Source organism: Coleofasciculus sp. G2-EDA-02, assembly GCF_040226375.1.
Taxonomy (GTDB): Bacteria; Cyanobacteriota; Cyanobacteriia; order Cyanobacteriales; family Coleofasciculaceae; genus Coleofasciculus.
Genome location: NZ_JAVKEW010000179.1, coordinates 1 through 26,285, shown reverse-complemented (window position 1 = coordinate 26,285; position 26,285 = coordinate 1). Strand labels below are relative to the sequence as shown.

The 26,285-nt window shown below is 45.4% G+C and carries 18 protein-coding genes and 1 pseudogene; 13 read left to right on the top strand and 6 right to left on the bottom strand.

Going from position 1 to position 26,285, the window contains the following annotated elements:
• Nucleotides 1-48 precede the first annotated feature (48 nt).
• Both RLO19_RS21425 and RLO19_RS21420 read right to left on the bottom strand, forming a co-directional pair.
• Entirely contained in the window at nt 49-5,340 is a 5,292-nt protein-coding gene (locus RLO19_RS21425) for a PAS domain S-box protein (RefSeq protein WP_446359455.1), read from the bottom strand.
• Between the two features lie 349 nt (nt 5,341-5,689).
• Entirely contained in the window at nt 5,690-6,361 is a 672-nt protein-coding gene (locus tag RLO19_RS21420; protein ID WP_446359454.1) for a TMEM165/GDT1 family protein, read from the bottom strand.
• Between the two features lie 489 nt (nt 6,362-6,850).
• Here RLO19_RS21420 and RLO19_RS21415 point away from each other — a divergent pair, with 489 nt between their 5' ends.
• The 11 genes and pseudogenes from RLO19_RS21415 to RLO19_RS21365 all read left to right on the top strand — a co-directional run bounded on the left by RLO19_RS21415 (nt 6,851) and on the right by RLO19_RS21365 (nt 19,714).
• Nucleotides 6,851-7,048 (top strand): hypothetical protein, encoded by a 198-nt coding sequence (locus tag RLO19_RS21415; RefSeq protein ID WP_446359453.1) that lies wholly within the window; start codon nt 6,851-6,853, stop codon nt 7,046-7,048.
• 229 nt (nt 7,049-7,277) lie between these two features.
• On the top strand, nt 7,278-8,300 hold the full coding sequence (gene gap, locus RLO19_RS21410; RefSeq protein WP_446359452.1) for a type I glyceraldehyde-3-phosphate dehydrogenase: 1,023 nt from the start codon (nt 7,278-7,280) through the stop codon (nt 8,298-8,300).
• A 229-nt stretch (nt 8,301-8,529) separates the two neighbouring features.
• Nucleotides 8,530-8,664: a helix-turn-helix domain-containing protein gene (locus RLO19_RS21405; RefSeq protein WP_446359451.1), complete on the top strand. Its 135-nt coding sequence runs from the start codon at nt 8,530-8,532 to the stop codon at nt 8,662-8,664.
• Nucleotides 8,652-9,398: pseudogene (locus RLO19_RS21400) on the top strand (RNA-guided endonuclease InsQ/TnpB family protein); the annotation flags it as partial. The gene RLO19_RS21405 and the pseudogene RLO19_RS21400, both read left to right, overlap by 13 nt.
• 176 nt (nt 9,399-9,574) lie before the next feature.
• A complete protein-coding gene (locus RLO19_RS21395; RefSeq protein ID WP_446359450.1) occupies nt 9,575-12,997 on the top strand; it encodes a PAS domain S-box protein in 3,423 nt (1,140 codons plus the stop codon).
• Nucleotides 12,998-13,028: 31 nt separating this feature from the next.
• Nucleotides 13,029-13,454, top strand: a complete 426-nt coding sequence (locus tag RLO19_RS21390; RefSeq protein ID WP_446359449.1) for a response regulator — start codon at nt 13,029-13,031, stop codon at nt 13,452-13,454.
• A gap of 283 nt (nt 13,455-13,737) precedes the next feature.
• Nucleotides 13,738-13,992, top strand: coding sequence for a hypothetical protein (locus RLO19_RS21385; protein WP_446359448.1), 255 nt, complete (start codon nt 13,738-13,740; stop codon nt 13,990-13,992).
• 41 nt (nt 13,993-14,033) lie between these two features.
• Entirely contained in the window at nt 14,034-14,309 is a 276-nt protein-coding gene (locus RLO19_RS21380) for a hypothetical protein (RefSeq protein WP_446359447.1), read from the top strand.
• Between the two features lie 155 nt (nt 14,310-14,464).
• Complete coding sequence (locus RLO19_RS21375) at nt 14,465-15,037, top strand: zinc-ribbon domain-containing protein (RefSeq protein ID WP_446359446.1); 573 nt, start codon at nt 14,465-14,467, stop codon at nt 15,035-15,037.
• Nucleotides 15,038-15,200: 163 nt separating this feature from the next.
• Nucleotides 15,201-16,415 (top strand): RNA-guided endonuclease InsQ/TnpB family protein, encoded by a 1,215-nt coding sequence (locus RLO19_RS21370; RefSeq protein ID WP_446359445.1) that lies wholly within the window; start codon nt 15,201-15,203, stop codon nt 16,413-16,415.
• Nucleotides 16,416-16,561: 146 nt separating this feature from the next.
• On the top strand, nt 16,562-19,714 hold the full coding sequence (locus RLO19_RS21365; RefSeq protein WP_446359444.1) for a transglutaminase family protein: 3,153 nt from the start codon (nt 16,562-16,564) through the stop codon (nt 19,712-19,714).
• A 981-nt stretch (nt 19,715-20,695) separates the two neighbouring features.
• On the opposite strand, the gene RLO19_RS21360 is transcribed toward RLO19_RS21365, so the two are convergent.
• Genes RLO19_RS21360 through RLO19_RS21345 form a run of 4 tightly spaced genes read right to left on the bottom strand, consistent with a single transcriptional unit; the run spans nt 20,696 to nt 23,673 of the window.
• A complete protein-coding gene (locus RLO19_RS21360) occupies nt 20,696-21,112 on the bottom strand; it encodes a secondary thiamine-phosphate synthase enzyme YjbQ (RefSeq protein ID WP_446334825.1) in 417 nt (138 codons plus the stop codon).
• A 46-nt stretch (nt 21,113-21,158) separates the two neighbouring features.
• Entirely contained in the window at nt 21,159-21,743 is a 585-nt protein-coding gene (locus RLO19_RS21355) for a hypothetical protein (RefSeq protein WP_446359443.1), read from the bottom strand.
• A gap of 11 nt (nt 21,744-21,754) precedes the next feature.
• Nucleotides 21,755-22,570, bottom strand: coding sequence for a hypothetical protein (locus RLO19_RS21350; RefSeq protein WP_446359442.1), 816 nt, complete (start codon nt 22,568-22,570; stop codon nt 21,755-21,757).
• Complete coding sequence (locus RLO19_RS21345) at nt 22,567-23,673, bottom strand: glycosyl transferase (protein ID WP_446359441.1); 1,107 nt, start codon at nt 23,671-23,673, stop codon at nt 22,567-22,569. The genes RLO19_RS21350 and RLO19_RS21345 overlap by 4 nt, the downstream gene beginning before the upstream one ends.
• 347 nt (nt 23,674-24,020) lie before the next feature.
• Between RLO19_RS21345 and RLO19_RS21340 the strand changes: the two genes are divergently transcribed.
• A complete protein-coding gene (locus tag RLO19_RS21340; protein WP_446359440.1) occupies nt 24,021-25,595 on the top strand; it encodes a hypothetical protein in 1,575 nt (524 codons plus the stop codon).
• A 133-nt stretch (nt 25,596-25,728) separates the two neighbouring features.
• The gene (locus RLO19_RS21335) at nt 25,729-26,142 is read left to right on the top strand and encodes a hypothetical protein (RefSeq protein ID WP_446359439.1); all 414 of its coding nucleotides are present in this window, start codon (nt 25,729-25,731) and stop codon (nt 26,140-26,142) included.
• The last annotated feature ends 143 nt before the right edge of the window (nt 26,143-26,285 follow it).

The following is a 26,285-nucleotide window of genomic DNA, read 5'->3' as shown; positions in this document are numbered from 1 at the left end:
TTAGATGGTGTAGGGTGGAACATTTCATGATTCATAGTTTATCTAAGCTTATCCATTGAGTAACGCATTGATAATCGTTGCTAGTTTCTTCAAATTAACAGGTTTGGTCATATAATAGGATACACCGGCGGCTAAACATTTTTCGCGATCGCCTGACATCGCTAGCGCGGTTATCGCAATAATTGGAATGTTGGCAGTGCGGGGATTGGCGCGAATCTGCTGCGTGGCGCTTAACCCATCAAGTTCTGGCATCTGAATGTCCATTAAAATCAGATCAGGCTTCCGCCTTTGGCTGAGTTGTACGGCTTCTTTGCCATCTTTTGCTATGATCATTTCATAGCCGATTCCCTGTAAGTAATCGGATAAGGTTTGGGTGTTGGCTTCGTTGTCTTCGGCTAATAAAATTAAGGGAGTCGTTCGCGGCAACTTCGTGTCTTCAATGTCTGATAAACTACACCCCAACGTCGCCTTTTCCTCTGGGGAATTGATGGGATGATTTGCTGAATGAGAACGCCAAGGAAGTCTCACGGTAAAACAACTTCCTTTTCCGAGTTCACTGTCTACTGTTACCCATCCCCCATGTAATTCCACAATTCGCCGGACTAATGCCAATCCTAACCCTGTTCCCTGATGACGCCGGGATAAACTGCTATCAATTTGGACGAAGGATTGAAAGAGTTTCTCTAGATGTTCTTGGGCTATTCCAATTCCGGTATCACTAACACTAATATAGAGAATCTCTTCTGGGGATGTAGAGACGTAGCCGGCTAAGTCTCTACATTCCATATCTTGATGAATTTCTACCGTAACCCGTCCCCCCTCTGGGGTAAATTTCACCGCATTACTTAATAAGTTAATTAAGACTTGCTGTAAGCGTCGTTCATCGCCCAGAATCGTCCCTAATCCTTCGGCAATATTAGCCGTCAACGTAATATTTTTATCCAAAGCGAGAGGTTTAATCAAGGTTAAACTCGCATCACACAGTTGGGTAATACTAACGGATGTCAGGTTTAACTCTAACTTCCCCGATTCAATCTTTGCTAAATCGAGAATATCGTTAATTAACTCCAGTAAATGTCTACCACTTTTTTCAATCGTGGCGAGAGATTTGCGCTGCTTCTGAGTAATCTCCCCATAGACTTCTTCTTGTAAGCTTTCAGATAAACCCAGAATCGCATTTAGAGGCGTTCGCAATTCATGACTCATATTTGCCAGAAACTCGTCTTTTAACTGGGTGGCGTGGGCGAGTTCCGCATTTGTTGTCGCCAAGATATCGTTATTGTGGCGCAATTGCTCGTATAATTGAGACTGTTTAATCGCGATCGCGAGTTGGGTGGCTAGGGATAGGAGTAACTCAATTTCCCAGGTTTTCCACTCTCGCGGATGGGAACATTGATGCACGATTAGCAATCCCCAAAGGATATCCTGTTGCACAATGGGGACAACCAGTTTTGCCCGGATTGCGTACTCCCCCATGAAGTCTACCATACAGGGTAGAACCTCTTCGCGATCGCGATCGGCTAAAGTATACACTTTCCCCTGAACATAATTCTGATAACAGCTTCTGGGAAAGGCTTCCGCCGAAAAAATAATATTCAATAACTGGGGAAATCCTGACGCTACCCCTTCCGCAATTGCCCGTCCCCGATTATCCTCAAAAAGCTGATACACTAATACTCGGTCAGCCATCAGTAATTGTTGGACTTCTTTAACCGTTGTAGTGAGAATTGTCTCCAAGTCTAGGGATTGACGAATGCGTTGAGACATCGCACTGATTAATCGTTCCCGTTCAACCTGTTGACGCAGAGTTTCTTCAGCCTGTTTGCGCGACGTAATATCTGACGCCGTACCCAGAATCTGCTTCGGTTTCCCCTCAGATGTGCGAGTAAAAATGGTATCCCAACTATACAACCAACGCCATTGACCATTTGCATGGCGCATCCGATACTCACATTCAATAATATCCCCATCTTTCGCCTGATCAAAGCGTTGTTGCTTGAGTGACATTAAAGCTAAATCATCGGGATGCATCAGAGAGGGAAACAATCTAGATTCCATCTGCTGAATTTCTTCTGGGCTATAGCCCAGAATTTGAGCAACGGAACGGTTAATGTAGATATTTCGTTGTTCTACTAGGTCATAAATATATAACACATTCGGGTTCGTATCCGCAATCCGTTGGATAAATCGCTGACTTTCTTGCAGCGCCAATTCTGCTTGTTTGCGATCGCTAATATCCCGAAAATAGACAGATAACCCCTCCTCCGAGGGATATACCCGCACTTCAAACCAGATATTATGGGGTGCATACAACTCCTCAAACGCCATCGGTTTTTGTTCCCGCGCCGCTTGGCGATAGACGTCTTCAAATTTCGTTCCCATGGCGTCAGGAAATTCATCCCAGATACATCTACCAATCATGTCGGGTACTGGACGATTAATTAAGGGGGCTAAGAGGGAGTTAAAGTGGGTAAACCGCCAATTTTGATCCAGGGCAAAAAAGCCTTCAGTAATACTTTCTAATATATTATTAATCTTGCGATGAGAGTCTTGTAGAGCTAATTCCGTTTGATGGCGTTCATTAATTTCTCGGTGCAGTTGTTCCACCGTCTGTTCTAACGCCGTTGTTCGTTCTTGCACCCGCCGTTCTAGGGCTTCATTCAAGTGTTTCAGCGATTCTTCGGCTTGTTTGCGATCGCTAATATCTCGATAGGCACTTAAAAAGAAAATTTGATTATCTTGGTAAATAATTGAATTCGATACTAACAGGGTTTTCTGTCTGCCGATTTTATCGACAAATGTGGTTTCAATATTTCGCAGTTTGCGTCTGCGATTGGGATTTTTTTGCCATTGCTTCACTTGCTGATATAGAACCGGATCAGGGTAAACTTGGAGGAGAAAATCATCACAACGATTTGCCTCCTGGCGTGTATATCCGGTAATTTGCTGCATTTGATGATTAAAGATGCGGAATTTTCCCTGACTATTACTCAGGGTAATTCCTTCGCCTACGGTATCAATCACTGTAGACAATTGTCCCGCCATAGATTGAATCGCTTGTTCGGCTTTTTTTCGTTCCGTAATATCCGTAACCGTGGTTACCCGCAAACAGCGTTCCCCTTGCTGCATGATTGGTCCAGTGGTAACCTGAATATCAATTAATTTACCATCATGACGCCGTACCTGCCATTCACCGGAATGGTTAGGGTTAAGGAATTCAGTTAAGGATCGTCCTAATAAATAATCACACGGATAGGCAAATAGTTGGCAAAAGGCAGGATTTACCCGAACCAGTTGCCATTGTTCATCGGTAATACATAAGCCCACTGGGGCAGATTCATAAAATAACTCTAACAGTTTTTCACTGGTTTGGGCTTTTTCCTGCGCCTGAACCCGATGGGAAATATCCAGCCACGCACCAATTATTTCTTGGGGAATTCCTTGTTCATTGCGAATCAATTTCCAATCATCTTGTAGCCAAATATACTCTCCATTTTTCTGTTTAAATCGATATTCTTGAATCGAATATCCTTGCTGAAAAAGTTGAGCAAATCCGGTGAGGGCGGTGGGTAAGTCTTGGGGATGAATATGATTTAACCAAAAATCTGCTTGTTCGAGAATTTCCGCTGGTGTATAGCCAATCAGGGCGGTAATATTATCACTAATAAATGTAGTTTGATAGGGAGGAATAAACTGGCGACTATAAATTGCTGTGGGACTCGCGGAGAGTAAATAATGCAGTCGTTCTTGAGTCGCCTTTGCCAATTTTTCTGCCTTTTGCCGTTCAGCGAGTTCAGTTTGCAATTGGGCAAAAGCATTCGCTTGTTGAATCGCGATCGCGATTTGAATGCTGAGTTGTTCTAATAAGTCCAATTCCTGGGGTTGCCATTGATGGGGGGCGGCACAGTGATGGGCGACTAATAAGCCCCAGAGTTGTTCGTTAATAATAATGGGTACGGTGAGAATAGCTTTGACTTGAAACTGTTCGAGTAATTCTAAATGGCAGGGGTTTAACCCTTGATGATAGATATTATTCGTCACCTGACGCCGCCCATTCAGATAGTCAGCCCCCTTGGTTTCTTGGAAGTAACTATCACGAATTTGTGATCCGATAACTGGGGGAAAATCACCCACCGATTCAGCGACAATCTCCCCACTCCAATCCTCAGTGAACTGATAAACCAAGACGCGATCGCAATGGAGTAATTGCCGCACTTCCTGAACCGTGGCTTGGAAGATATCCGGCAGTTTCAGGAAGCAGCGAATCCGTTGGGCAATGGAACGTAAAATATGTTCCCGTTCTGCCTGTTTTTGTAACTGTTCGGTGCGGGATTGTACTAATTCTTCTAGCTGAGTATTGCGACTTTCTAATAACTCAATCTTTTCCGCTTCTAACTGACCGATGACTTGCTGTAATTGGTCAATCACGCCATACATTTCCATCGGATCAAGAACTTGCAGCAACCGAGTTTGGGTGACAATTCCCAACAATTCCCCCTCGTCACCCGTGACGACTAATCGCCGTACATAGCGACGCTGCATTTCCTGATTTGCGTACCAAAGATTATCTGTGGAACCCAGGCAAAATAGGGGTTGACTCATGACATCATTTGCCTTTAATCCACTCAGATTGACGCCCAATACCTGAAACTGGACAATATCCCGTTCCGTCACAATTCCTACAGGTTTTTGTTGATTTTTTCCCGGAATCTCTTGACAAATTACCACACAACTGACTCGATGTCGTGCCATCAACTGTGCCAGTTTGAGAACTGAGGTATCGACGGTTGCTTTAATTACGGTAGTATTCATCACCTCATCTACCGTTCGTAGTTTCAGCAGATGAGATGGTTCAATGACTGAACGCAGGGTGGAAAGCGTAATTAAACCTAGCAACTGTTCGTGATCATCCACCACAGGTAGATGACGAACCTGGTATTGTTTGAGAATACGCAGGACACTAAAAACATCTCGAAACTCGCTCGACTTGAGGCGATAATCTGGGGGACTCATTACCTGGCGAATACTCACCCCCGCCAAATTTCGCCCTTGTGCAGTTAAGCGCACCACATCCCGTTCAGTAAAGATACCCATAAGCTGTGATCCTTGGGTGACTAACACACAGCTAGTGGAGAGAAACAGTAAGGGATTCTCAGAGGGTTCTGGCGTCTGATCTTTATCCTGGGAACAGGAACATCCCTGCACCTGACTCATTCGCGCCAAAACCTCAACCACCGGGGTATCCAGCGTCACTGTAACCGGCTGGCGATCGAGGATATCGTTCAGTTGGGGAGAGTGGAAGCACCAAGGTTGGTTAGGGAGATGAGGAGCGGATGCCATAGGGATGCTAAACTAATAAGCTATGAGTGATTAAGTCATAAAGTCGAATGGAAGGTCGCATTAGTGACCGTTTTGGGATAGAGGTGTACTATTCCTTTTTCAGCATACTGTTTTGATTGCTGTTCGTAGTTGCGATGCAAGCGCCATAAGCCAGTGGAGCGCTGAGGACTGGCGTGATACAGCTAAAATAGTTCTTGTTGGAAACGTGGAAAAGCCTAACTCCCCAGCCCCCTTAAAAGCCTATGGCTTACTCACATCTTTCTGGGCTCAATAGGTTTTTCTCTATATCTATAGAGGTAGAAAGCCGCTTTTGAGATGGTGATCGCTAAAACGATTATGGGATAAAGCTTTAGTATTGCTGTAGTATATCTACACTGGGGAGAGTTCCTTCTAAGATTGCTACTGCGCCGAAAATCAAAAATAACACTCCCCCTAACGCCGTCACCCAACGTTCAGAAATTCGTCCTGCAATTAATCGTCCACCGATTACCGCAATCGCCGTGCAAATCCCATGACCTAAAATTGCCCCTAAAGTAACGCCAATCGGTTGATAGGAGGCGGCTAAGGCGATGGTGCTAATTTGGGTGCGATCGCCCCACTCCGCCAGAAAGGTCATGGTAAAGGCTTGCAGTACAATAGCGAGATTGGCAGAACGTGACTTATCTTTTGCTGAACGTGCGATCGCGCCATCCGGATTCTGCTTGGCGACTTCCATCGCCGCTTCCTTTGCCCCTGTATTTTCAGCTTGAGCTGGCATTTGACTGGCATCATACAACAGCTTAAAGCCAAATCCTAAAAATAAAGCAATTTCCCCATAATGAATATAATATTGAGGGAGCAACGACACCACCTGTCCCAATAACACGGATAGTAATGTCATCGCGGCTAACGCCCCTAGGACTCCTAAAAAGACCAGCCGCCGCGAATGGCGCATGGACAAGATTACGCCGATAAAAAACGTCTTATCCCCTAACTCAGAAATCGTAATCAGTAATAATCCGGCGGTAAATGCGGCTAACATTCTCTCAAGCTCCTTAACTAATATACCGCTGATAGAGCTTGATGAGAAAAGGCAGACCTCACCAAGCTCACATCAACTTGTGAACTTAGTGAAAGTCTCGCTACCAAGGGACTAGAAAAAAGTGCAGATCGTGATTCTGGAAATTTAACTGAAATTACACTTCAGTCCCTTGTCACCTGAACCAGGCTCATCGCCAGTATGTTGATTCAGGTATCCTGGTAATATTATGACCAGGAGCTACTCCCTTTCATTATTTTTTAATATAGCATAATTTAAAGTTTTAATCCAGCATTTTTAGTAACTAAATTTAGAATCCCTTTTTCTACTATTTTCATTTTTTATTCATATTTGTCTCATTTTTATGATTAGATAAATTTGGTTTCTAGCAAGGGATTTAGCCTTTTTTGTGAGGTAACAAGCTCCTCGACCCAACCTACCTATCCCATCCTTTGACTTATGCCAAGCTAGCAACTCTCTTGGAGAAGGATAATGGAGCTACTCAACGGCTCAGGGCAAGCTCATCAATCAAGTTTTTCAATCGTAGAGATAGACACAGGCAACATCCGTCTACACCGGATCAGCTTGACTAAATTTTCAGTATCAGTTGTAGCAGATTTAGGTTCAACGTCCTGGAAAATGATTCTCCAAATGCCAATTGACGAATCTTGCCGAAACCTGCAAGCTTGAAAAGAATTGACAATCCGTCTATAAACAGTAGGAGATACCTAACTCTTGAGCAGGGAGCATTCTAAAGAAAACCTAAAGAAGACGCGGGTACAGCTAATGTCATGTCAGACGAATGCTACTGAAAACGCTTACATTGGCATTGGCTGATACTTAGTATGCTCCCCTTTGACGCTGTACCCTAGAGCATACCCTGGCATACTCAGTACAAATTAACCAAAAGGAGAATTTCATGGCACCTATCAAAGTCGGCATTAATGGATTTGGTCGCATCGGACGCCTAGTTTTCCGGGCTGGACTAGAAAACCCCAATATCGAGTTTTGCTGCATTAACGACCTGGTTCCGCCAGAGAGTATCGCCTATTTGTTAAAGTACGACTCAACCCATGGTCGTTTCAACGGTAAGGTAGAAGCCAAACCCGACGCCATTGTCGTCAACGATAAGGTAATCCCCTGCGTCTCAATCAAGAATCCCGAAGAACTACCGTGGGGTAAATATGGCGCTGAGTATGTGGTTGAGTCCACGGGTCTATTTACCGATTATGCTGGTGCATCCAAGCACCTCACCGCAGGGGCGAAGCGAGTCGTCATCTCGGCTCCCACTAAAGAAAAAGACCCAGAAAAAGTCCCCACCCTCTTGATGGGTGTGAATCACAAAAGCTACGATCCCGACAAGCATACTGTCGTATCCAACGCCAGTTGCACCACAAACTGCCTCGCTCCCATTGCCAAAGTCATTCAAGACAACTTCGGTTTGGCAGAAGGTTTGATGACCACCGTTCACGCCATGACCGCAACCCAACCCACTGTAGACGGACCGAGTAAGAAAGACTTGCGGGGTGGACGCAGTGCGACTCAAAACATTATCCCCGCCTCTACAGGTGCAGCCAAAGCCGTCACTTTGGTTCTACCCGAACTCAAAGGCAAACTTACCGGCATGGCATTCCGTGTACCGACTCCCGATGTCTCGGTGGTTGACCTCACCTTCCGTACCGACAAAGCCACCAGCTATCAAGAAATCTGTGACGCGATGAAGAAAGCCTCGGAAGGGGAACTCAAAGGAATTCTGGGATATACGGACGACTCCGTTGTTTCCACAGACTTCACCACCGATCCCCGTTCTAGCATCTTTGATGCTGGGGCAGGTATGGAACTCAACTCCAACTTCTTCAAAGTCGTGGCTTGGTATGACAACGAGTGGGGCTATTCTAATCGCATGATTGACCTAATCCTGTCCATGGCAGCACAAGGGTAAGTAGCGGTAGAACATCCTCGACAAAATCTATCTTGGGTAGGGGTACAGCAAAGACAAGGGCTTGCTTTAACTTGCGGTGGGGGATTGGGGGAGGAACCATAAGTCCCACACCATAATCTGGAGATTTGGTGTGGGATACTTGGGATCACCCCCAAGCTGATTTTATCCGGTCAAACAGGCGTAAAATCAGCAATTACTGTGACTTGCCTTTTGTGGTAAGATTACTTCTATGCTGAATCTCAACTACACTTATCGAATTTACCCAGACGAGAAACAGGTCGAGTTATTGAATGAATGGCTCGAAACTTGCCGTCATGCGTATAACTATGCACTCAGGGAACTAAAAGATTGGATGGCTTCATAGAGCCAGGACGCAAATTTTTCAAGGATATGCACCGTAGGCTGAAAGTGCTGCAACGCAGATTATCCAAGAAAAAGCGACGAGACCCCGCGTCGCCGAAAGGCGCACCTTGTAGCTCGTCAAGACAGAAGCGCTCTAAAAACTATGAAAAAGCCAGACTCAAGGTAGAGCGTCAACACAATCATATTGCTTTCAAGCGGAAAGACTATCAGTTCAAATTGGCTCACAAACTGTGTGACATGGCAGGAACCATCTTCTTGGAAGATATCGACTTCCGAATTATGGCGAAAGGGTTTCTAGGCAAACATACAGTTGATGGAGCGTTTGGTCAGTTCAGGGATATTCTCTTCTATGTGGGCAAGCAGCGAGGTGTTTATATTGCTGAAGTTGACCACAAAGGCACATCTCAGACTTGTCCAAATTGCCGCATTGAAGTCAGAAAAGAACTGTCGGATAGATGGCATAGTTGCCCAGAATGCAAGTATGAGGTCGATAGAGATATAGCCTCAGCACAGGAAATCTGTAACCGAGGCTATGAGCAACTGAGTACCCAGGGACTCTGGGGGAAAGAAATTGGCTGTCAAGTCGGGCTGTCGGGGGCATTTTGCCTAGATAAGTGGCGCAGGGCAGCAATGTCTAACAGCGATGTTGGAAGCCCACACCAAATCAAAGATTATGGTGTGGGAGGATGTCACTCAAACCAAGTTGCTACCCCCAACAAGGGCGGGTGTGAGTAAAGTTATCGGACATCGACAAAACTTTGCTCTGTTAAACCCGCCCCTGTCCCCCTGTTGACAATTGTTTGACAATTCCGAAACTGATTCCGTAAAATCGTATTTTTTCATAGCGCTGTTGAAGACAACCAACCGGGTTGTCTTTACAATTTTTATAGCCAGATTAAGGATAAAGTGGGATGACAGAACCTTTTGCGGATGTCTTTTGGTTGACCTCGGTGAATCGGCATCAGTTATTATATGTCAATGGGGCGGCTGAGCAGATATGGGGTCACACTCCTGAACAATTATTGAATCATCCGGGAGGGTATCTACAGTGTATCCTCAATGGGATTGAGCCCAGGGATCGAGAGCGAGTGGCGGCGGCTTGGACTCAACAACCCGCAAGTGAAGTGCCGCAAGAGTATCGAATTGTCAAATCTGATGGCTCAATCCGATGGGTGCGATCGCGCTCTTTTATCATCCCTAATCCCTGGGGGGAAAGCCAAACAGGTGTTCCTCAAGTTCTCCTCGCCACGATTACCGAAGATATTACCGAAGACAAACAGATTGCAGACACGCTCAATCAACGGGAACAGGAATTTCGAGTCCTACTGGATCATTCTCCGGATATCGTCGCTCGCTTTGATCTCAATCTGCGTCATGTCTACGTCAATCCAGTCATTGAACAGCAAACAGGTATACCCTATCAGGACTTTCTGGGGAAAACCCACCGGGAATTAGGATTACCAGAATCTGTTATCCCAGTATGGGAGGAATCCTTACAAACTGTGTTCCACAAGGGTGAGGAAAATGAGAGTGAATTCAGTTTCTTGACCCCCCATGGACAACGGTATTACCAATCGCGTCTGGTGCCCGAATTTGCCCCGGATGGTTCCGTCGAATTCGTCCTCAGCGTTTGCCGCGATATTACCGAAATTCATCAGGCTCAACAAGCTGTGCGTGACAGTGAAGCGCGTTTCCGCACCGTATTTGAGTTAGCGCCGATTGGGATGGCGATCGCGAATGCTCAAGGGCGGGTCATGCATACTAATCGGGCGCTGCAAGATCTACTCGGCTACAGCGCTGATCAATTATTAAATAAGTCATTCCATCTGTTTATCCATGCCGATGATCTGACAGAGTGCTATCAAAACTTACAGAAACTGATCACTGGGGAAATTACTCACCTGAACGCCGAAAAACGCTATATTCACAAGCAAGGTCATCTGGTTTGGGTGAATGTGTCGGTGTCAGCCGTTCGTGGCGCTAATGGCTTCTCCGAGTACACGATTGCTCTGATTCAAGATATTAGCGATCGCAAACAGGCTGAATTTCTCCTGCAACAGGCTCATCTCCAATTGGAACAACGAGTTAGCGAACGAACCGCCGAATTAGAACAAGCGAATATCCGCCTCCAGCAAGAAATTACTCACCGTCAGACGATAGAGATACAATTACAACAAGCCAAGGAGCAACTGCAAGCGGTTTTGGATGCGGTGCCAGGGTGCGTCTCCTGGATGAATCGCCAAGGACAATACCTGGGAGTTAATCAGTATTTGGCAGACATGTTCAACCTGTCGCCGATAAATTTTGTCGGTCAACCCCTCGGCTTTCTCAACAATAATCCGACCTTTGTCAGCCATATCGAGCAGTTTATAGAGAGTTCGGCTCAAACTGACCAAAATATTCTTGAAATTAATATTAATGGTTCCCGTAGATACCACCTGATTGCTGCTCAGAAATACCAGCAAGGAACAAACATTGTTTGTGTGGGAATTGATGTCACTCAAAGTCAAAAGGCTCAGCAAGAATTGCAAGATCAAAAAGATTTTTTGCAAACAATTATTGACACAAATCCGAATTTAATTCATGTTAAAGACAAAGTGGGAAATTATATTTTAGCAAATCGCATGTTTGCCGAGCATTGGGGTATTCCGGTAGAGGAATTGCTGGGAAAAACAACAGCACAACTCCATAATAATGCGGCAGAGGTAGAACGCTTCCTCGCTGAAGACCAAGAGATATTGACGACCTTACAGCCCAAGTTAATTCCCGAAGAATTTTCCTGGAATCACAGGGGTGAAATGCGGTGGTATCAAACTATTAAAACTCCCTTAGTTTCTCCAGATGGACAGGTAAATCAAGTTCTAGGTGTGAGTACAGATATCACCGCCCGTAAACTAGCAGAGGAACTCTTACAGCAAAGTGAAGCCCGCTTACGTCTTGCCCTAGATGCCGCACAAATGGCAAAGTGGGATTGGAATTTGCAAACTGGAACCATCACTTGGTCTCATCGCCTCGAACAACTCTATGGATTGGCATTTGATCGTCCAGAAATTCCCTACGAAAAATTTTTAGAAAAGGTTCATCCGGAAGATAAAGAACTGGTTAAGAAAAATATGCAAAAGGCGATTAAAACGGGGGAGGATTATGATATTGAATACCGGATTATTTGGCCCGATCAGATTGTGCGTTGGATTCAAAGCAAAGGTCAGATTATTTATGACAAAACAGGTCAGCCTATCTGGACAATTGGACTAAATCTCGATGTGACAGAACGTAAGCTCGCCGAAGAACAGCTACGCCAACGTGAAGAGCAATTACGTTTAGCCCTAGATGCGGCTCGTATGGGATTCTGGGATAGAAATCTGGAGACGGAACAAATTACCTGTTCCTATCATCTGCAACATCTGTATGGGTTAGACGCCAAAACTACGCAGATTAGCTACGAAACGTTCCTGGAAATGGTTCATCCCGAAGATCGCGATCGCGTCAACCAGGCGGATCGACGAGCGATTGATCAGCAGGAAGATTGCTATGATATTGAATTTCGCATTCTCAGAAACGAGGGTAACCTGCGTTGGGTGGAAAGCAAATCTCAGGTATTTTACGATGAAGCAGGTCAGCCTGTACGGGTGATGGGAATTAATCTGGATATCACGGAGCGCAAGCAAGCTGAAATCCAAATTCAAGCCTCTCTGCGAGAAAAAGAAGTCTTGCTTCAGGAAATTCACCATCGGGTTAAAAATAATTTGCAGGTGATTTCGAGTCTGTTGGATTTACAATCTCAGTACATTACCGATCCAACGACAGTGGAGTTATTCCAGGAAAGTCAGAATCGGGTTAAGTCAATGGCGCTGGTTCATGAAAAATTATATCAATCTCAAGATTTTGCCCGGATTAACTTTGCCGAGTACATAGAGAATCTGACCAGTTATTTGTTTCAAATTTATATTGTCGAATCCAACCCAGTGAATTTAGAATTTTGTATCCATGAGGTTAACTTAACCATTGATACAGCCATTCCCTGTGGTTTGATTATTAGTGAATTAGTCTCCAACGCTCTCAAATATGCGTTTCCGGATGACAGAGAAGGGACGATTGAGGTATTTCTTACCGCAGAATCTGGTGATCGATGTCACCTAACGGTCAAAGATAATGGCGTGGGATTTCCACCAAACCTTGAATTTGCTAAACCTAAATCATTAGGATTACAACTCATTAATGTTCTGACTGAACAATTGGAGGGTGATCTAAGCTTTAACCTGGAAAAGGGAACAGAAGTTAATATTACTTTTCCCATGGGAAGTTGTAATTATAGCAATCGCCATATCGGTTAGGACGCATCATTTTGTATTTTCAACTAAACAAATGGTCAAAGCCAAAATTTTAGTCGTTGAAGATGAGAGGGTTGTCGCTCTCAGTATTCAAAATCGACTAGAAGCCCTCGGATATATCATAACCGCCAATGTGATATCCGCCGAAGTTGCGATTACTGGAATCCGGCAAAACCCTCCCGACTTAGTGCTGATGGATATCAAGCTCAAAGGCAAGATGGATGGAATTGAAGCGGCTGCTCAAATGCGCCAACAGTTCCAACTACCCATAGTATATCTGAGTGCCTATAATGATGCGGAGACTCTGGAGCGGGCTGAACTCACAGAACCTTATGGTTACTTGCTCAAGCCCTTTGAATCCAAAGATTTAGCGACCACGATTGAAGTAGCGCTCTACAAGCATAAAATGGAGCAACAGCTTCTGGAGCGAGAGCAAAGTAGAAACTCAAGCAGTTTTTAACCCGATAATTTAATCCCACACCTTTACGGTAATCTTGCCCGTGCCGGAATCAGTGGGATGATAAGTGTGGCACACCCAGAAACCGTAAGGGCGCAAAGGATGGTGTCCGATTTAACCGTAAAATCTCTTCCACAATTTTAGCTGTGTCACACCACTAGATTTAGGTGATTCCGTTTCAGTGTACTTTAGCGTAAAATCGAAACATAAGTACACACTTAGAACCAACATGCAACAGGGGCATCTGTCAACGATGGAAAGTAGAAGCACTCAAAGTCAGCCAGATATGAAAAAACCCGAAATGCAAATGAGACGGATTACCAGTTATCAGGCACTGTGGAGACCCCTAGACAATAAAGGTCACTTTTGGTTTACCTATTTTGATGGCGATAGAGAACGCACGGAAGATTTAGATGCCGACAATTTCCGAATCATGCTCGATATTTTAGATACAGATAAGCCGATTTTCGGCGATCACTCCACATCGGCTGTTGCCGTACATTGGCCCGATAACGATATCCAGACTGGAGCCTGGGCGTAAATAGGGAAGATGGGGGAGGTGGGGAAGATGGGGAAGGTGGGATGAAACGAATTACCAGCTATCAGGCATTGTGGAAATCTCTGGAAAACAAAGGTCACTTTTGGTTTACCTATGCAGATGGTGAGCAAGAACGCACCGTTGATTTAGATGCCAAAAACTTCCAGATGATTCTGGAAATGCTGGGAACCCAGAAGCCAATTTTCGCCGATCGCACCACCTCAACTGTGGCATTACAGGGGGCAGTTCCCCAGAAACGCCTAGAGGTTCCGCTTAACGATGTTACGTTGTGTAAACCTCCCTCAAACCCTTACCAATGACAAAGAACATAGAGCCAATGATGATCCTCACCGTTGACGTTAACCCGTGCTGACCTACTGATTGGACTTGATCTAACATAATTGTTAAGAAGTTTCATCAATGTTGCCTTTCCCCTGAATAATGATATAAGGAGAATTTTTTGGGAGAGGTTATTATGGCTTACGTATGCGAGATAGGCACAGGCCAAAGAGTTTACCTCGATAATCAAGGAACACAGACGGTTGTCACCACTCTCAGTGGTAGTCCCGGACAGCAGCAACAAGCCAGTAACGGGTTTCAAACGGGAAACTGGACATCACCGCCGGAGATATTCCGCACGCCTAACGGTGTGGTGTTAAAGATTTCGACAGCGCAAGGTGACCATTTTATTCAAGTGCAAGGAAGCAGCATGGGCGTAATCAGTGGAACTCCGTCTGTTGGTAGTTCCCAACAAATGCAAGTGCAGCAAGTCGATAGCACACCCGCTTCATCCATGCCTTCGATGCAGCCGATGCAGCCGATGGAACCGATGAAGCCGATGGAACCGATGAAGCCGATGAATATGGGAGACATGCAAATGAACATGAACCCCATGGAAATGCGGATGGGCAATATGGAGATGCGGATGGGATCACCGAAGCCATCTTCGTCTCCGGCTCAAAGCAGCAAACGCTTTTGCCCTCAATGCGGCTCATCCCTGACTCCTAGCGCTCGCTTTTGTTCAAGTTGCGGACATCAGCTCAATTAAATCTGATAGTGGAAACTCTACTACCATTTTTCTGTAATCATGCAACGAATACACCCTCCGGGCTATCGCCAGGGGGGTCGGATATGGCGCAACATCATGGAAAATTGGTATAACGTGACGATAGCTAAAAGTCCTGTATAGTAGCGGCAAGGAGGTGATGCAAATGTTCTGTCTAACCTACGAGTACAAGCTTAAGCCAACCTCTAACCAAATAGTCATTTTTGAAGATTGGTTAGAGCAAAATCGCCGTGTATACAACTACGCATTAGCTGAACGTAAAGATTGGTTTCGTTCTCGTTCGTGCCGGATAGACGCTTGCTCCCTTCCCGGTGAATACATCATCCCGGCTGATGTACCCCGTCCCACCTATAACCGTCAAGCGGTAGCTTTAACTGCCTATCGCCAAACAAGGGAAAACCTGCAACAAGTCCACTCACAAGTCCTACAACAGACACTTAAACGGTTAGAGCAGGCATTCGTCAGTATGTGGGAAGGTGGGCATGGGTTTCCACGCTTTAAAAAGGTCGGTAAAATGCATTCCTTTGTGTTTCCTCAGTTAGGGAAAGACCCTATCCAAGGAAACACAATTAAGCTACCCAAAATTGGGTTAGTCCGTTTCCGGCAATCGCGCCCTATAGCTGATGGCGCAACCATTAAACAAGCCCGTGTAGTTAAGCGTGCGTCCGGTTGGTACGTTATGCTCACTTTGCAGTGGAATGTGTCTGTACCAGAGATTCTTCCCCACGGAGAACCCATTGGGATTGATGTTGGAATAAGTCATTTTGTCGCTGTGTCTAATGGGCAATTATTTCCTAATCCGCAACCGTTTAAACGCCTCGAACGCCAGCTTAAATTGCTGCAACAGAGGGTTAGTCGGAAACGGCTAGGTTCAAATAATTGGCGCAAGGCACAAGCTAAGGTCAGTAGACTGCATGAACGAATTGCCAATGTTCGTAAACAGTATCACTGGAAATTAGCTCATAACCTTTGTGATTGGGCGGGGATGATATTTGCTGAGGACTTAAACCTAAAAGCCTTAGCCAAGGGAATGCTAGCTAAGCATTGTCTAGACGCGGGTTGGGGTCAATTCCTTAATATTCTTCCCCAGTGCTGTTTTAAGCGGGGTGTTTATTTCCAAAAAGTAGACGCCAAAAAGACATCGCAAATATGCCCAAATTGCTTAACACAAACGGGCAAAAAACCATTGTCACAGCGCGTTCATTCATGCCCAGAATGTGGCTACACAATCGACCGGGATATAGCCGCAGCACAGATAGTCTGTATTCGTGGACTTGCAGCCGTGGGACACACGGTCAAGATGCTTTCCGAGGGTAAATTCATTGGAGTCCCTGCGACGAAAAAATCACCGTCCTTTTAGGGCGGTGATTGTCAACAATCTGCTTTCACTAACATCCTCCCAGATCAGAAATTGCATTAAATCATAAATTATCAATTATTAATTATCAATTATTAATTATCAATTATCAATTTCCTATTTCCAGACCAATGACAAAAGGATGACCAATGTCCATCAAAGTTAACCTAAATCATCAGCTTGCCTATCACTTCGAGCGCCCCGTTATTCTTGGTCCCCACACCCTAGGATTGCGTCCATCACCTCACTGTCGCACACCTATTCAAAGTTATTCTCTAACCATCCAGCCTCAAGAGCATAGTTTAACCTGGCAAAATGACCCCTACGGGAACCGCCTAGCCCGGTTGAATTTTCCTAAGCCTACCGATACTCTCGCTATTGAAGTCGATATTATTGCCCAACTGCAACCCATTAACCCCTTCAATTTCTTGGTGGAACAGTATGCTGAACGCTATCCCTTTAACTATGATCCCCAGCTACAAAAAGAACTAAGTCCTTTTCGAGAAATCAGCGAATCGGAAAAACTCTTATCAGCTTGGGTAGAAACGAATCGAAAAACTGATATATATATTACCGAATTTTTAGGAGCACTTAATCAACAGCTTGCCCAGGATATTTCTCATACCATTCGCTTAGAAGCCGGGATTCAATCCTGTGAAGAAACCCTGACCAAAAAAGTCGGTTCCTGTCGCGATACCGCCTGGTTACTGGTGCAAATCTTGCGGCATTATGGTTTAGCGGCGCGATTTGTTTCCGGTTATCTGATTCAACTCAAAGAAGACAACCCCCCTATAGATGGACCTCAAGGTATCGAAGCCGATTGTGCCGATTTTCACGCTTGGGCACAAGTGTATCTTCCTGGTGCCGGTTGGATTGGTTTAGATCCCACATCAGGTTACTTGGCGGCGGAAGGACATATTCCCCTTGTCTGTACTCCCAACCCAGAAGCGGCGTCTCCAGTGAGGGGAACCAGTGAATCTTGCCAGTCTCGATTGGAGTTTGCTGTAACGGTGTCGCGTCATGAGAACATCGCCAGCCCCAGTCAACCCTATACGGAAACCCAATGGCAAGAGATTGATACCTTAGGGAAAGCCGTAGAGGAAACGCTACAAGGTGCAGGTGTGGGCTTAACCATGGGAGGTGAACCCACTTTTGTTTCCATTGACGATTTTGAATCTCCCCAATGGCAAATTGCTGCCCTCGGTGATGAGAAACGGAAAATTGCCGGACAGTTACTCAAACGCTTAGAAGCCCGGTTTTCTAAGGGAGGTGGATTATTACATTATGGTTTAGGGAAATGGTATCCCGGCGAGATTTTACCCCGTTGGGCATTGGGATGCTATTGGCGCAGTGATGGTATTCCTATTTGGCGGAATCCAGAGTGGTATGCAGAGGAAGGGAAGAATTACAGTCATATACAAAAGCACGGAGAGTCTTTTATTCAGGCGTTAGCGAAGCATCTGGGTGTTAATCCAACCTGTATTATTCCAGCTTATGAAAATGAAGGGGACATCGGTGGGTATGTTTTACCGATATTACCGGTATTAAAAGATGAGCAATTGTATTGGAGTACCTGTCATTGGCGATTCCCGGATGAGAAGTTGAATCTTCTGGTTGGCGACTCCCCCGCCGGGTTCCGTTTACCCCTGAATTCCATAGATTGGTCTGAGGAATTGGTACAGGAAGGAATTGTACCGTTGGACGCTAACCCAGCCATACCAAGTCCTGAATTTATTGATTCGCCCGATAATGCAATTCGTATTGCTTTAAGTGTAGAAGCTCGGCAAGGAATTCTGCATATCTTTCTACCGCCTCTGACTTCAGCGCGAAGTTTTTTAGATTTAATCACTGCGATTGAACAGACAGCCGCAAAGGTCAAAACCCCGGTGTTAATTGAAGGCTATACGCCTCCCGGTAATGCGGGAATTGAAGGGTTTCAAATTACGCCTGATCCGGGTGTGATTGAGGTGAATATTCATCCGGCAGGAAATTGGCAGGAATTGGTTGATATTACCACAACGCTGTATGAAGAGGCGCGGCTTTGTCGTTTGGGGACAGAAAAATATACGTTAGATGGACGGCGAGTGAGTACGGGGGGCGGTGCTCATATTACGATTGGCGGCAAAACTCCATTAGAGAGTCCTCTATTACGGCGTCCCGATTTATTAAGAAGTTTGATTAGTTATTGGCAAAATCACCCCAGTTTGTCCTATTTGTTTGCTGGGTTATTTGTTGGACCAACCAGTCAGTCGCCCCGTGTTGATGAGGCGCGACATGAGAGTTTGTATGAGTTAGAGATTGTCTTTCAAAGGTTACAACCGGGTGAGGAGGTATCGCCGGAATTAGTAGACCGATTGTTACGCAATCTATTGGTTGATGTGACAGGGAATACCCACCGCACAGCCTTCTGTATTGATAAGCTTTATCCGGTAGAAAATTACCGAAATCAGTTGGGATTACTTGAGTTTCGGGCGTTTGCAATGCCTCCCCATCTGAGAATGAGTTTACTGCAAATGCTGCTAATTCGGGCGCTGGTGGCATGGTTCTGGGAGCATCCCTATACCCAGAATTTAATTCGCTGGGGGACGATGTTGCACGATCGCTTTCTGTTACCGTACTACATCGGCGAGGATTTGCGGCAGGTAGTCAGCGAGTTACAGGAGGCGGGGTATCCGTTTAAATGGGAGTGGTTTGAGCCGTTTTTTGAGTTCCGTTTCCCCCGCTATGGCGAGATTAGCCGAGAGGGAATTGAGTTAGAATTACGACACGCGATCGAACCCTGGCATGTTTTAGGGGAAGAAACGGGTACTGGCGGAACGGCTCGTTATGTGGATTCTTCCATGGAACGGATGCAGGTGAGGTTGCGGGGAGCGATGGGACATTCGCCAAATCGAGATATTTTTTCATCCCGTTATCAGGTTACTTGTAATGGTGATCCGGTGCCGTTAAAGTCTACAGGGATACCGGGAGATTATGTGGGTGGGGTACGCTTCCGCGCACGGCAATATGCGGCGTTATTACATCCCTCGATTAATTCTCATTCTCCATTAGTATTTGACATTGTAGATACCTGGATTCAACGGTCAATTGGCGGATGTCGCTATGACGTGAATCCTCCCAATGGCATCGTTTATGAGAAATTTCCTGTTAATCACCGGGAAGCAGAGTCACGGATGTTGGAAAGGTTTATCTCCGAGGATCATACACCGGGAATAATTTCGATTCCACCATTATCATTGAGTCCGGAATATCCGTTGACATTAGATTTGCGACGGGTTAATTCGTTTCAGAAAGAAACATAACTCTCATGAAGTCTTGTTGGGTTTCGCTATCGCTCTACCCAACCTACAATAACTGGTTCATTATTTAACAGTGCCAAAAGTGCTGAAGCCTCCAACACATAACTACTCATGCTGACTTTCGCCAAACGTTTGTTTTAGCGAACTGCTACGAACCCAATATTGCGATGCAGTTCTTCCATGAGGCTATCCCGTACATAGTGTGATAAACTTTACTTATGTATGTAGCGATTGGCTTGATTTGAGGAAAACCTAGCTTTTATAGCGGTACTAAGACAGGTTAGGACATTCTTTACTGTTCCCTGTTCCCTCTGGGATTAACTGATGTCCTAACGTAGCCTCGTAGTGCTATAAGCTGGATTAGTTGGGTTTCCTTTGTCAACCCAACCTACAAGCATTACACCGTGGAACTTTAGCTTAATTTATAAGACTTTCTTATCACTCATATTCGGTAGAAAAATTAGCGGCAAAACTTATGAGTCAACTGTAGTGCTGTCATAAATGGTTCTCCAGTAATTAGTATACAAAACAGTTATTAGAGAGAATAATAACCTTGAAAAAATAAACTAATTGATAATAATCATGAATAAGCTGTTCGTCATTTAAACCATAATGTTAGGAACTGCGAAATCCTTGTGATGCAACCATCTTGGTTACTGCCCATTCCCAATTTAAATGCATAACAGCTTATTTACTTCAATATATTGCTGAAACTATAGAAAAAACGTCAGCGTTCTTTGCAAGATTTTCGTGAAATTGCACCCAATTTATTAAAAGGTCAAGATGCTCAAGAATGGGTGAGTCAGATGCGGGGTGAATGGGAGGAACGGGAGCGGGTGTGGAGGAAGCCGGAGTGAACTTAGATGAGGGGTTAGAGGGAGTAAAACGAATCTTTATTGATAACTCACTTTAACCCTGAAACCCTTACAAATGACAAATGACCAATGACAAAGGACAATCCCCACCTACTTAACCATTCCCCAATCAATCTCCAGAAATGTGAACCACAACCTCCCGATTGTGTCTCTGCTGGCGATGCTCCCAGATATAAATCCCTTGCCATGTCCCTAACATCAATCTACCATTCCCAATGGGAATCTGTTCTGAGGTTTTGGTTAAAGCCGTCCGGATATGGGCGGGCATATCATCGGGTCCTTCGGTATCGTGGATGTAGCTGCCATCTTCTGGCACTAATTTGGCAAAGAAATTCGATAAATCAGTTAGAACATCGGGGTCAGCATTTTCTTGAATCACCAGACTGGCTGAAGTGTGGCGCAAAAATACGGTACAAAGTCCGGTGCCAATTCCTGACTCCTCAACGATGTCTTTGACGTTTGAGGTGATTCTGGTGAAGGATTTTCCCGTTGTCTTGATTGTAAATTTCTGTTGATAATGGGTCATCGATTCATTGAATTAGGACAGAGGTTCTCAATTGTTGGCTAGAAGGCTAACCCAGTTGCTTGAGTTCGTGTTCTTCGTGCTCTTCATCTTCTGGTAATTCTTCAGCATCCTCCTCATCGTCTTCGCGATCGCCAATTCCCAATTTCTCCGATAAGTGTGCGACTAAAGGATCATCCTCATCTACGTTTTCCACTTCATCAAATTCTGCTTCTGGGTTAATGTCGGGTGCTTCAGGTTCTACCTCGGCGGATTCCACCTTTTCTAACGCTTCTGTTTCACCGCATTCCTCGTCAAGTTCCCGGGTTTGTGATTTTTCGATGCACTCGGTAACAACTTCTAGACATTGTGTCTCACCCACTTTATCTTCAACGTCATCCGCTAATTCCTCTAGAGTGTCAGCCATAACCTGTTCGGCGATGTCATCGGTATTCGATACCTCATCGGTATCTAATACCTCAGACTCATCCGCCTGTTCCACCTCAGGATCACGCCAAGGAGAATCATAACGATTCCACGGTAAAATTGGCTTGTTGGGCAGGTTGCGCGTCAACACCGTGATGTTGTCTGGGTCGGGTTCTGGTAAGTTTAACTGTTTCCCAGAAGAGTTGTTGTGAACGTGTTGAGAAGTCATAATCGCAAGACCTAGCCAAAACTACTCAGGTCAATCAAAGGCACAAAGTAAATCCCTAGAACATGCAAGGTAACAACCAAGGCTAACCCCCAGGTCACATAGGCAGAATATTGTAAGGATGATGAGACATCCTCCAATCGCTGCTTGTTTGCATTATAGGTCTCTACTAGGTTAACAATCATTCGCAGTTGATATTCCTCCGGTGACAGGACAAGATAACGTTCCAGAAATTTTTTATCGCCCAAATTGGGGCTAACGGCTAACTGGCGCGGTAAGAAGGCGTTGATCAGCAGAGTGAAATTTATCAGAAATCCTAGAAGTTCGGCAAGGCTAAACCCATTGGGAAAAAATAACAACCGTGATATGGTTAAGCTAGTGAACAAGGCGCCGTTGGTAACAAATAGGATATTTAACTTAGTGGTTAGGGTTTGGCTTTGCTCCCGTTGCTGATCAATGACCAAGCGTACATCATGAGCCGCTAATTCCAGGGTAGACGATGTGGAACTCTCTTTGTTGGGGTCTGAGGGTTTGGTTGTCTTGGTGGCTTTAGTCGTCTTGGTTGTCTTTGTCTTAGTCGTTTCAGTCGTTTTGGGGGTTTGAGTCGGTTTGAGAGTTTCGGTGGTTTCTGAACTTTTCGGGTTCTTTGAGGTTTCCGTTGTCTTGGACGTTTTAGCTGTCTTCCCCCTCTCTGCAATCTCTGGCGTTTTCGGCTTGTCTGACGTTTCAGTCAGTTCTGGAGTATTGGTTGTTTTAGGCGTTTCCGGTGTATCTGAGGTTTTCGGGGTAGGTGCGGTTTTGTCTAGCAGAGAATTCACAGTAGCTATCATGTCAGGTTAGGGAACTTTGATGAGTGAGTTTGCAAATAATGGACAACAGCTTGAGCGATCGCGTCAGCCCCATCTTTGGCGATAGGCTGGGATTGTTTGGGAGGATTTGGGGATTGGTGCAAAAAGTCCCAGCTACCTGGGAAAAATTCTTTGGGGGTCACAATTTGATGGTACCCATAATTTTGAATACCTTCCAGTAGGAAGGAGGATTCGGCAAAATCTTCGCGGGTGAGAGAGACAATGGGAATGTCTAGGCGTAGCGCTTCTGCAAAGGTACTGTATCCCGGCTTAGACACCACTCGTCCGCACAAGGGCATAATATCTACAGGGCGATAGTCTCGACCCAAAAGTTTCAGTAAATTGGGTAAATCGGGGGCATTGGCGTCAAAGGTGATGAATTGCCAGTCGGGAAACTGGGACAGTGTATTGTAGGGAATTGCTTGTAAACCGAGTCCGCCAAAGCTGAGTAATACCGTTTTGTCTGGAGGTGAGGTTAAACCTAACCTTTCCCGCAACTGGCTTTTTGGATAACTGGGTGTCCCACCCGTGAGTCCCACATCGGTAATATGGGGGAATGCTGTCATGGGTTCGTGTAAGGGGAGACGAAACAAGCGATCGCATAAGCCATAACACTCGCCAATCCAATCCGCAATCTCCACAAATTCTCCACCCCACGCCCGGTAAATAAAGTCCCAGCCGAAGTTACTCAGCATCCAACCGGGAATCCCCGCCGTTTGCGCTATTTTGGCAGCTAAGGGTGGAATATCAGCTAGCACAAGTTCTACACGATTGGTTTTGATAAAATTAACTTCACTGGCAATTATTGAATTTTCGGATGCACGAATTTGCTTGAGTTTTGCCAATGTCGCCGCTTTATCCATGGTCAAGCTATCGGACTGAATCACGCCAATATCAAAGGCGCGGGGGCGATGAATAAAATCTCCGGGAATATAAGAGTCTAACAACCAACGTGGGGCTGTGGTTACCAGCATCAGTAATATGTCTGGACAGAGCTTTTGGATTGCGGCGGCGACACAAGCCGCACGAACTCCATGACCAAAGCCATGGTTGGTTATCGCAATGTATACAGTAGGTCGAGACATGTTCAGGTGTTTAAAATGGGGAACAGGGAATAGGTAATTAGATAAGTCTTCGCTTAATTAATCTCGTTATTTATTTTATGGATGTTTTTTATTCTGTTTTTTCTCCATCAAGTTAACTTATAAAACGACTTCACAGATTCCTATAATCCTGTATAATCCTCTTAGGAATCCGGTTGAATTCAGATGATCATCTGATTCAATTACCGTACTTCACCACAAAGCAGGGTAATCTCTCAAGAAAATAAAATAACCCTGTTTCCGCGACCTGTCCGGGGTGGCTAGTTTTATCCTGATTCAGAAGGAAGTTTCTGTAGAACAAGACAAAACCCTTGGAAGGATTTAAGACTGTGACAGCCAAACGTAGCTTTAATGCTCGTCATCAAAATTTACATCCTGCTAATAAATTTTACACAAGGGAATATCAACCTGTTCCGCAAACGTTAGAGAAAAAAGGCGATAGTCACCTGAATACATCTTTACAGAATGTATCCAGCCTTGCCCTCTATAGCGTAGCGGCAATTGCTGCTCCAGGTTTTTCCCATCCCGCTTGGGCAAAGTCCTCAGTGCAGACAACCTATCAGCCTGATAGTGTTGTCCTGACTTCGATTGAACCGAGTGAAACTCAGCCAGGAACATCCGCAACATCAGCAACTAAGACTCAAGCTGTTGCCTCACCAGAATCTATTATTGTCCAGGAATTTACGCCAGAATCCTTGCAGAAGGCAGACGGTAGACGGCAGACGGCAGACAGCTTGTTGAATACAGAAGGCTTCAGCGCGAGGGCAGAAGGTTCTCTGAAAGCAGAATGGAAGGAGTCACTAATCCCTGATCACCAATCACCAATTGAGGAAGATAGGGTCAGGCTGGAGTTTTCCGGGGAATCAGAATTAACCTTGCCAATCCAAGAGGCTTCTGAGTGGGAGATGGCATCGCCCGAATTGGACAGTCCTCACCCAGTTGTGCCAATAGGGGTGAGTGATAGACAGACAGCGGAAAATCGCCAACCTAGAGGGGGCAGATATACACGAGATGAGCCTCATGTCAATAGTTTTGCCGTAGATAGGGAACACAAGGAAGTCAAGGAAAAAATGCAATCTGTTGCCATTAATCCGAAAAAGCCCTGTAATGCGACTCAACAGACGATGTTGGCACAAGCACCAACTCAACCGACACAACCCTCACCCTGTCGGGAGGTTAACCGCTTGCAGGAGGAGTTGCGATCGCTAGAAGATATAGACACTCAAGCTCAATTACGCGCATCTCCAGCCCTGAGTATTGTCATTCCCACAGCCTATGGCGCTCATCGCAATACAGGCTTTGTCAGCGCTACTTATCAAGAACGCACCCGCTATAGTGATGTTAATGATGGGGCTTTAGGCATTGGCATTGGTTTGGGCGATGCTGAAAAGTCTGTGGGGGTAGAACTCTCATACACACTTGCCAGTTTCGGCTCCAATCGGGATTTTGGCAGTGGCGGTTTTAATGCCAAAGTGCATCGCCGCTTACCCCAAGGTTGGGCTGTTGCGGCGGGGTGGAATGGCTTGATTAACCTGGGTGATGACAATGACTTTGAGCATTCGGTTTATAGCGTGGTGAGTAAGATTATTCGGACGCGAGAGGATATTACTCAGCCGTTTAGTCGTGTGGCAATAACGGCTGGAATTGGCAATGGACAGTTTCGCACGGAGGAGGCGGTAGAGGATGATAATGGAACGATTAATGTGTTTGGTAATGTTGCGGTGCGAGTGGCTGAACCTGTGAGTTTAATTGCCGAATGGACTGGACAAGACTTGGGCTTGGGCTTGTCCATTGCTCCCTTTAAAAATATCCCTTTGGTAATTACCCCAGCATTACGAGACATTACGGGGGCTGGAGATGGTGCGCGGTTTGTTTTGGGTGCGGGTTTCGCGTTTAAGTTTTGACCCAACGCTAGGCTTAAGGGAACGACGCCTGTGTAGGGGCTCTTTTCACGACTATCGTTTCCTTTTCACAACAGATGTAACTCGCGCCCGCCCAGACTAAGTTTTGCATGAATTGAAATGTGGAGTAAATGTGATGAAAGTAAGGCAATGGATGGGTTGGACTATAACTACTGTATTAATGGGTAGTGGTTTGATAGCAATGTCTGCTAATGCTCAACCACCCAACCAGTCAGATATTACCGGAACAAACATCTGGAACAATACTGCACCCATTTTTGATCAGGATGGAAAATTAGATCCAGCTATATTAGAGAATGCCCGTCGTCTTGATCAAGCCTTAGAAGAGGCTTCAGAGCGTTGCTGTAATGCAGTTGCTCCAGTACGTCCGCGTCGATTTGCTAGAGAACCCGGAACCGGAAATCCTAATCCAGCTTGTGCAGATTGTCTGGAGTTGAATCGTTTGGTTGAGGAAACCGAGATATTTTTGGATGAAGTCAATCGCACTCAGGTAGAGGGAGTCAACGCGAGTCGCAACCGTCTTTGGTAAATTTACCGAAAAGCGATGGTGAAAGCCCCCGTCTTTTCAAGCGGGGGATGAAACGAGCGGCGTCGTGCAGATAGCGGGATTTATCCCGCACGAATTCTCTAACCAGTGATATAATATATCTCTAAACAAGGAGGTGATAAGCT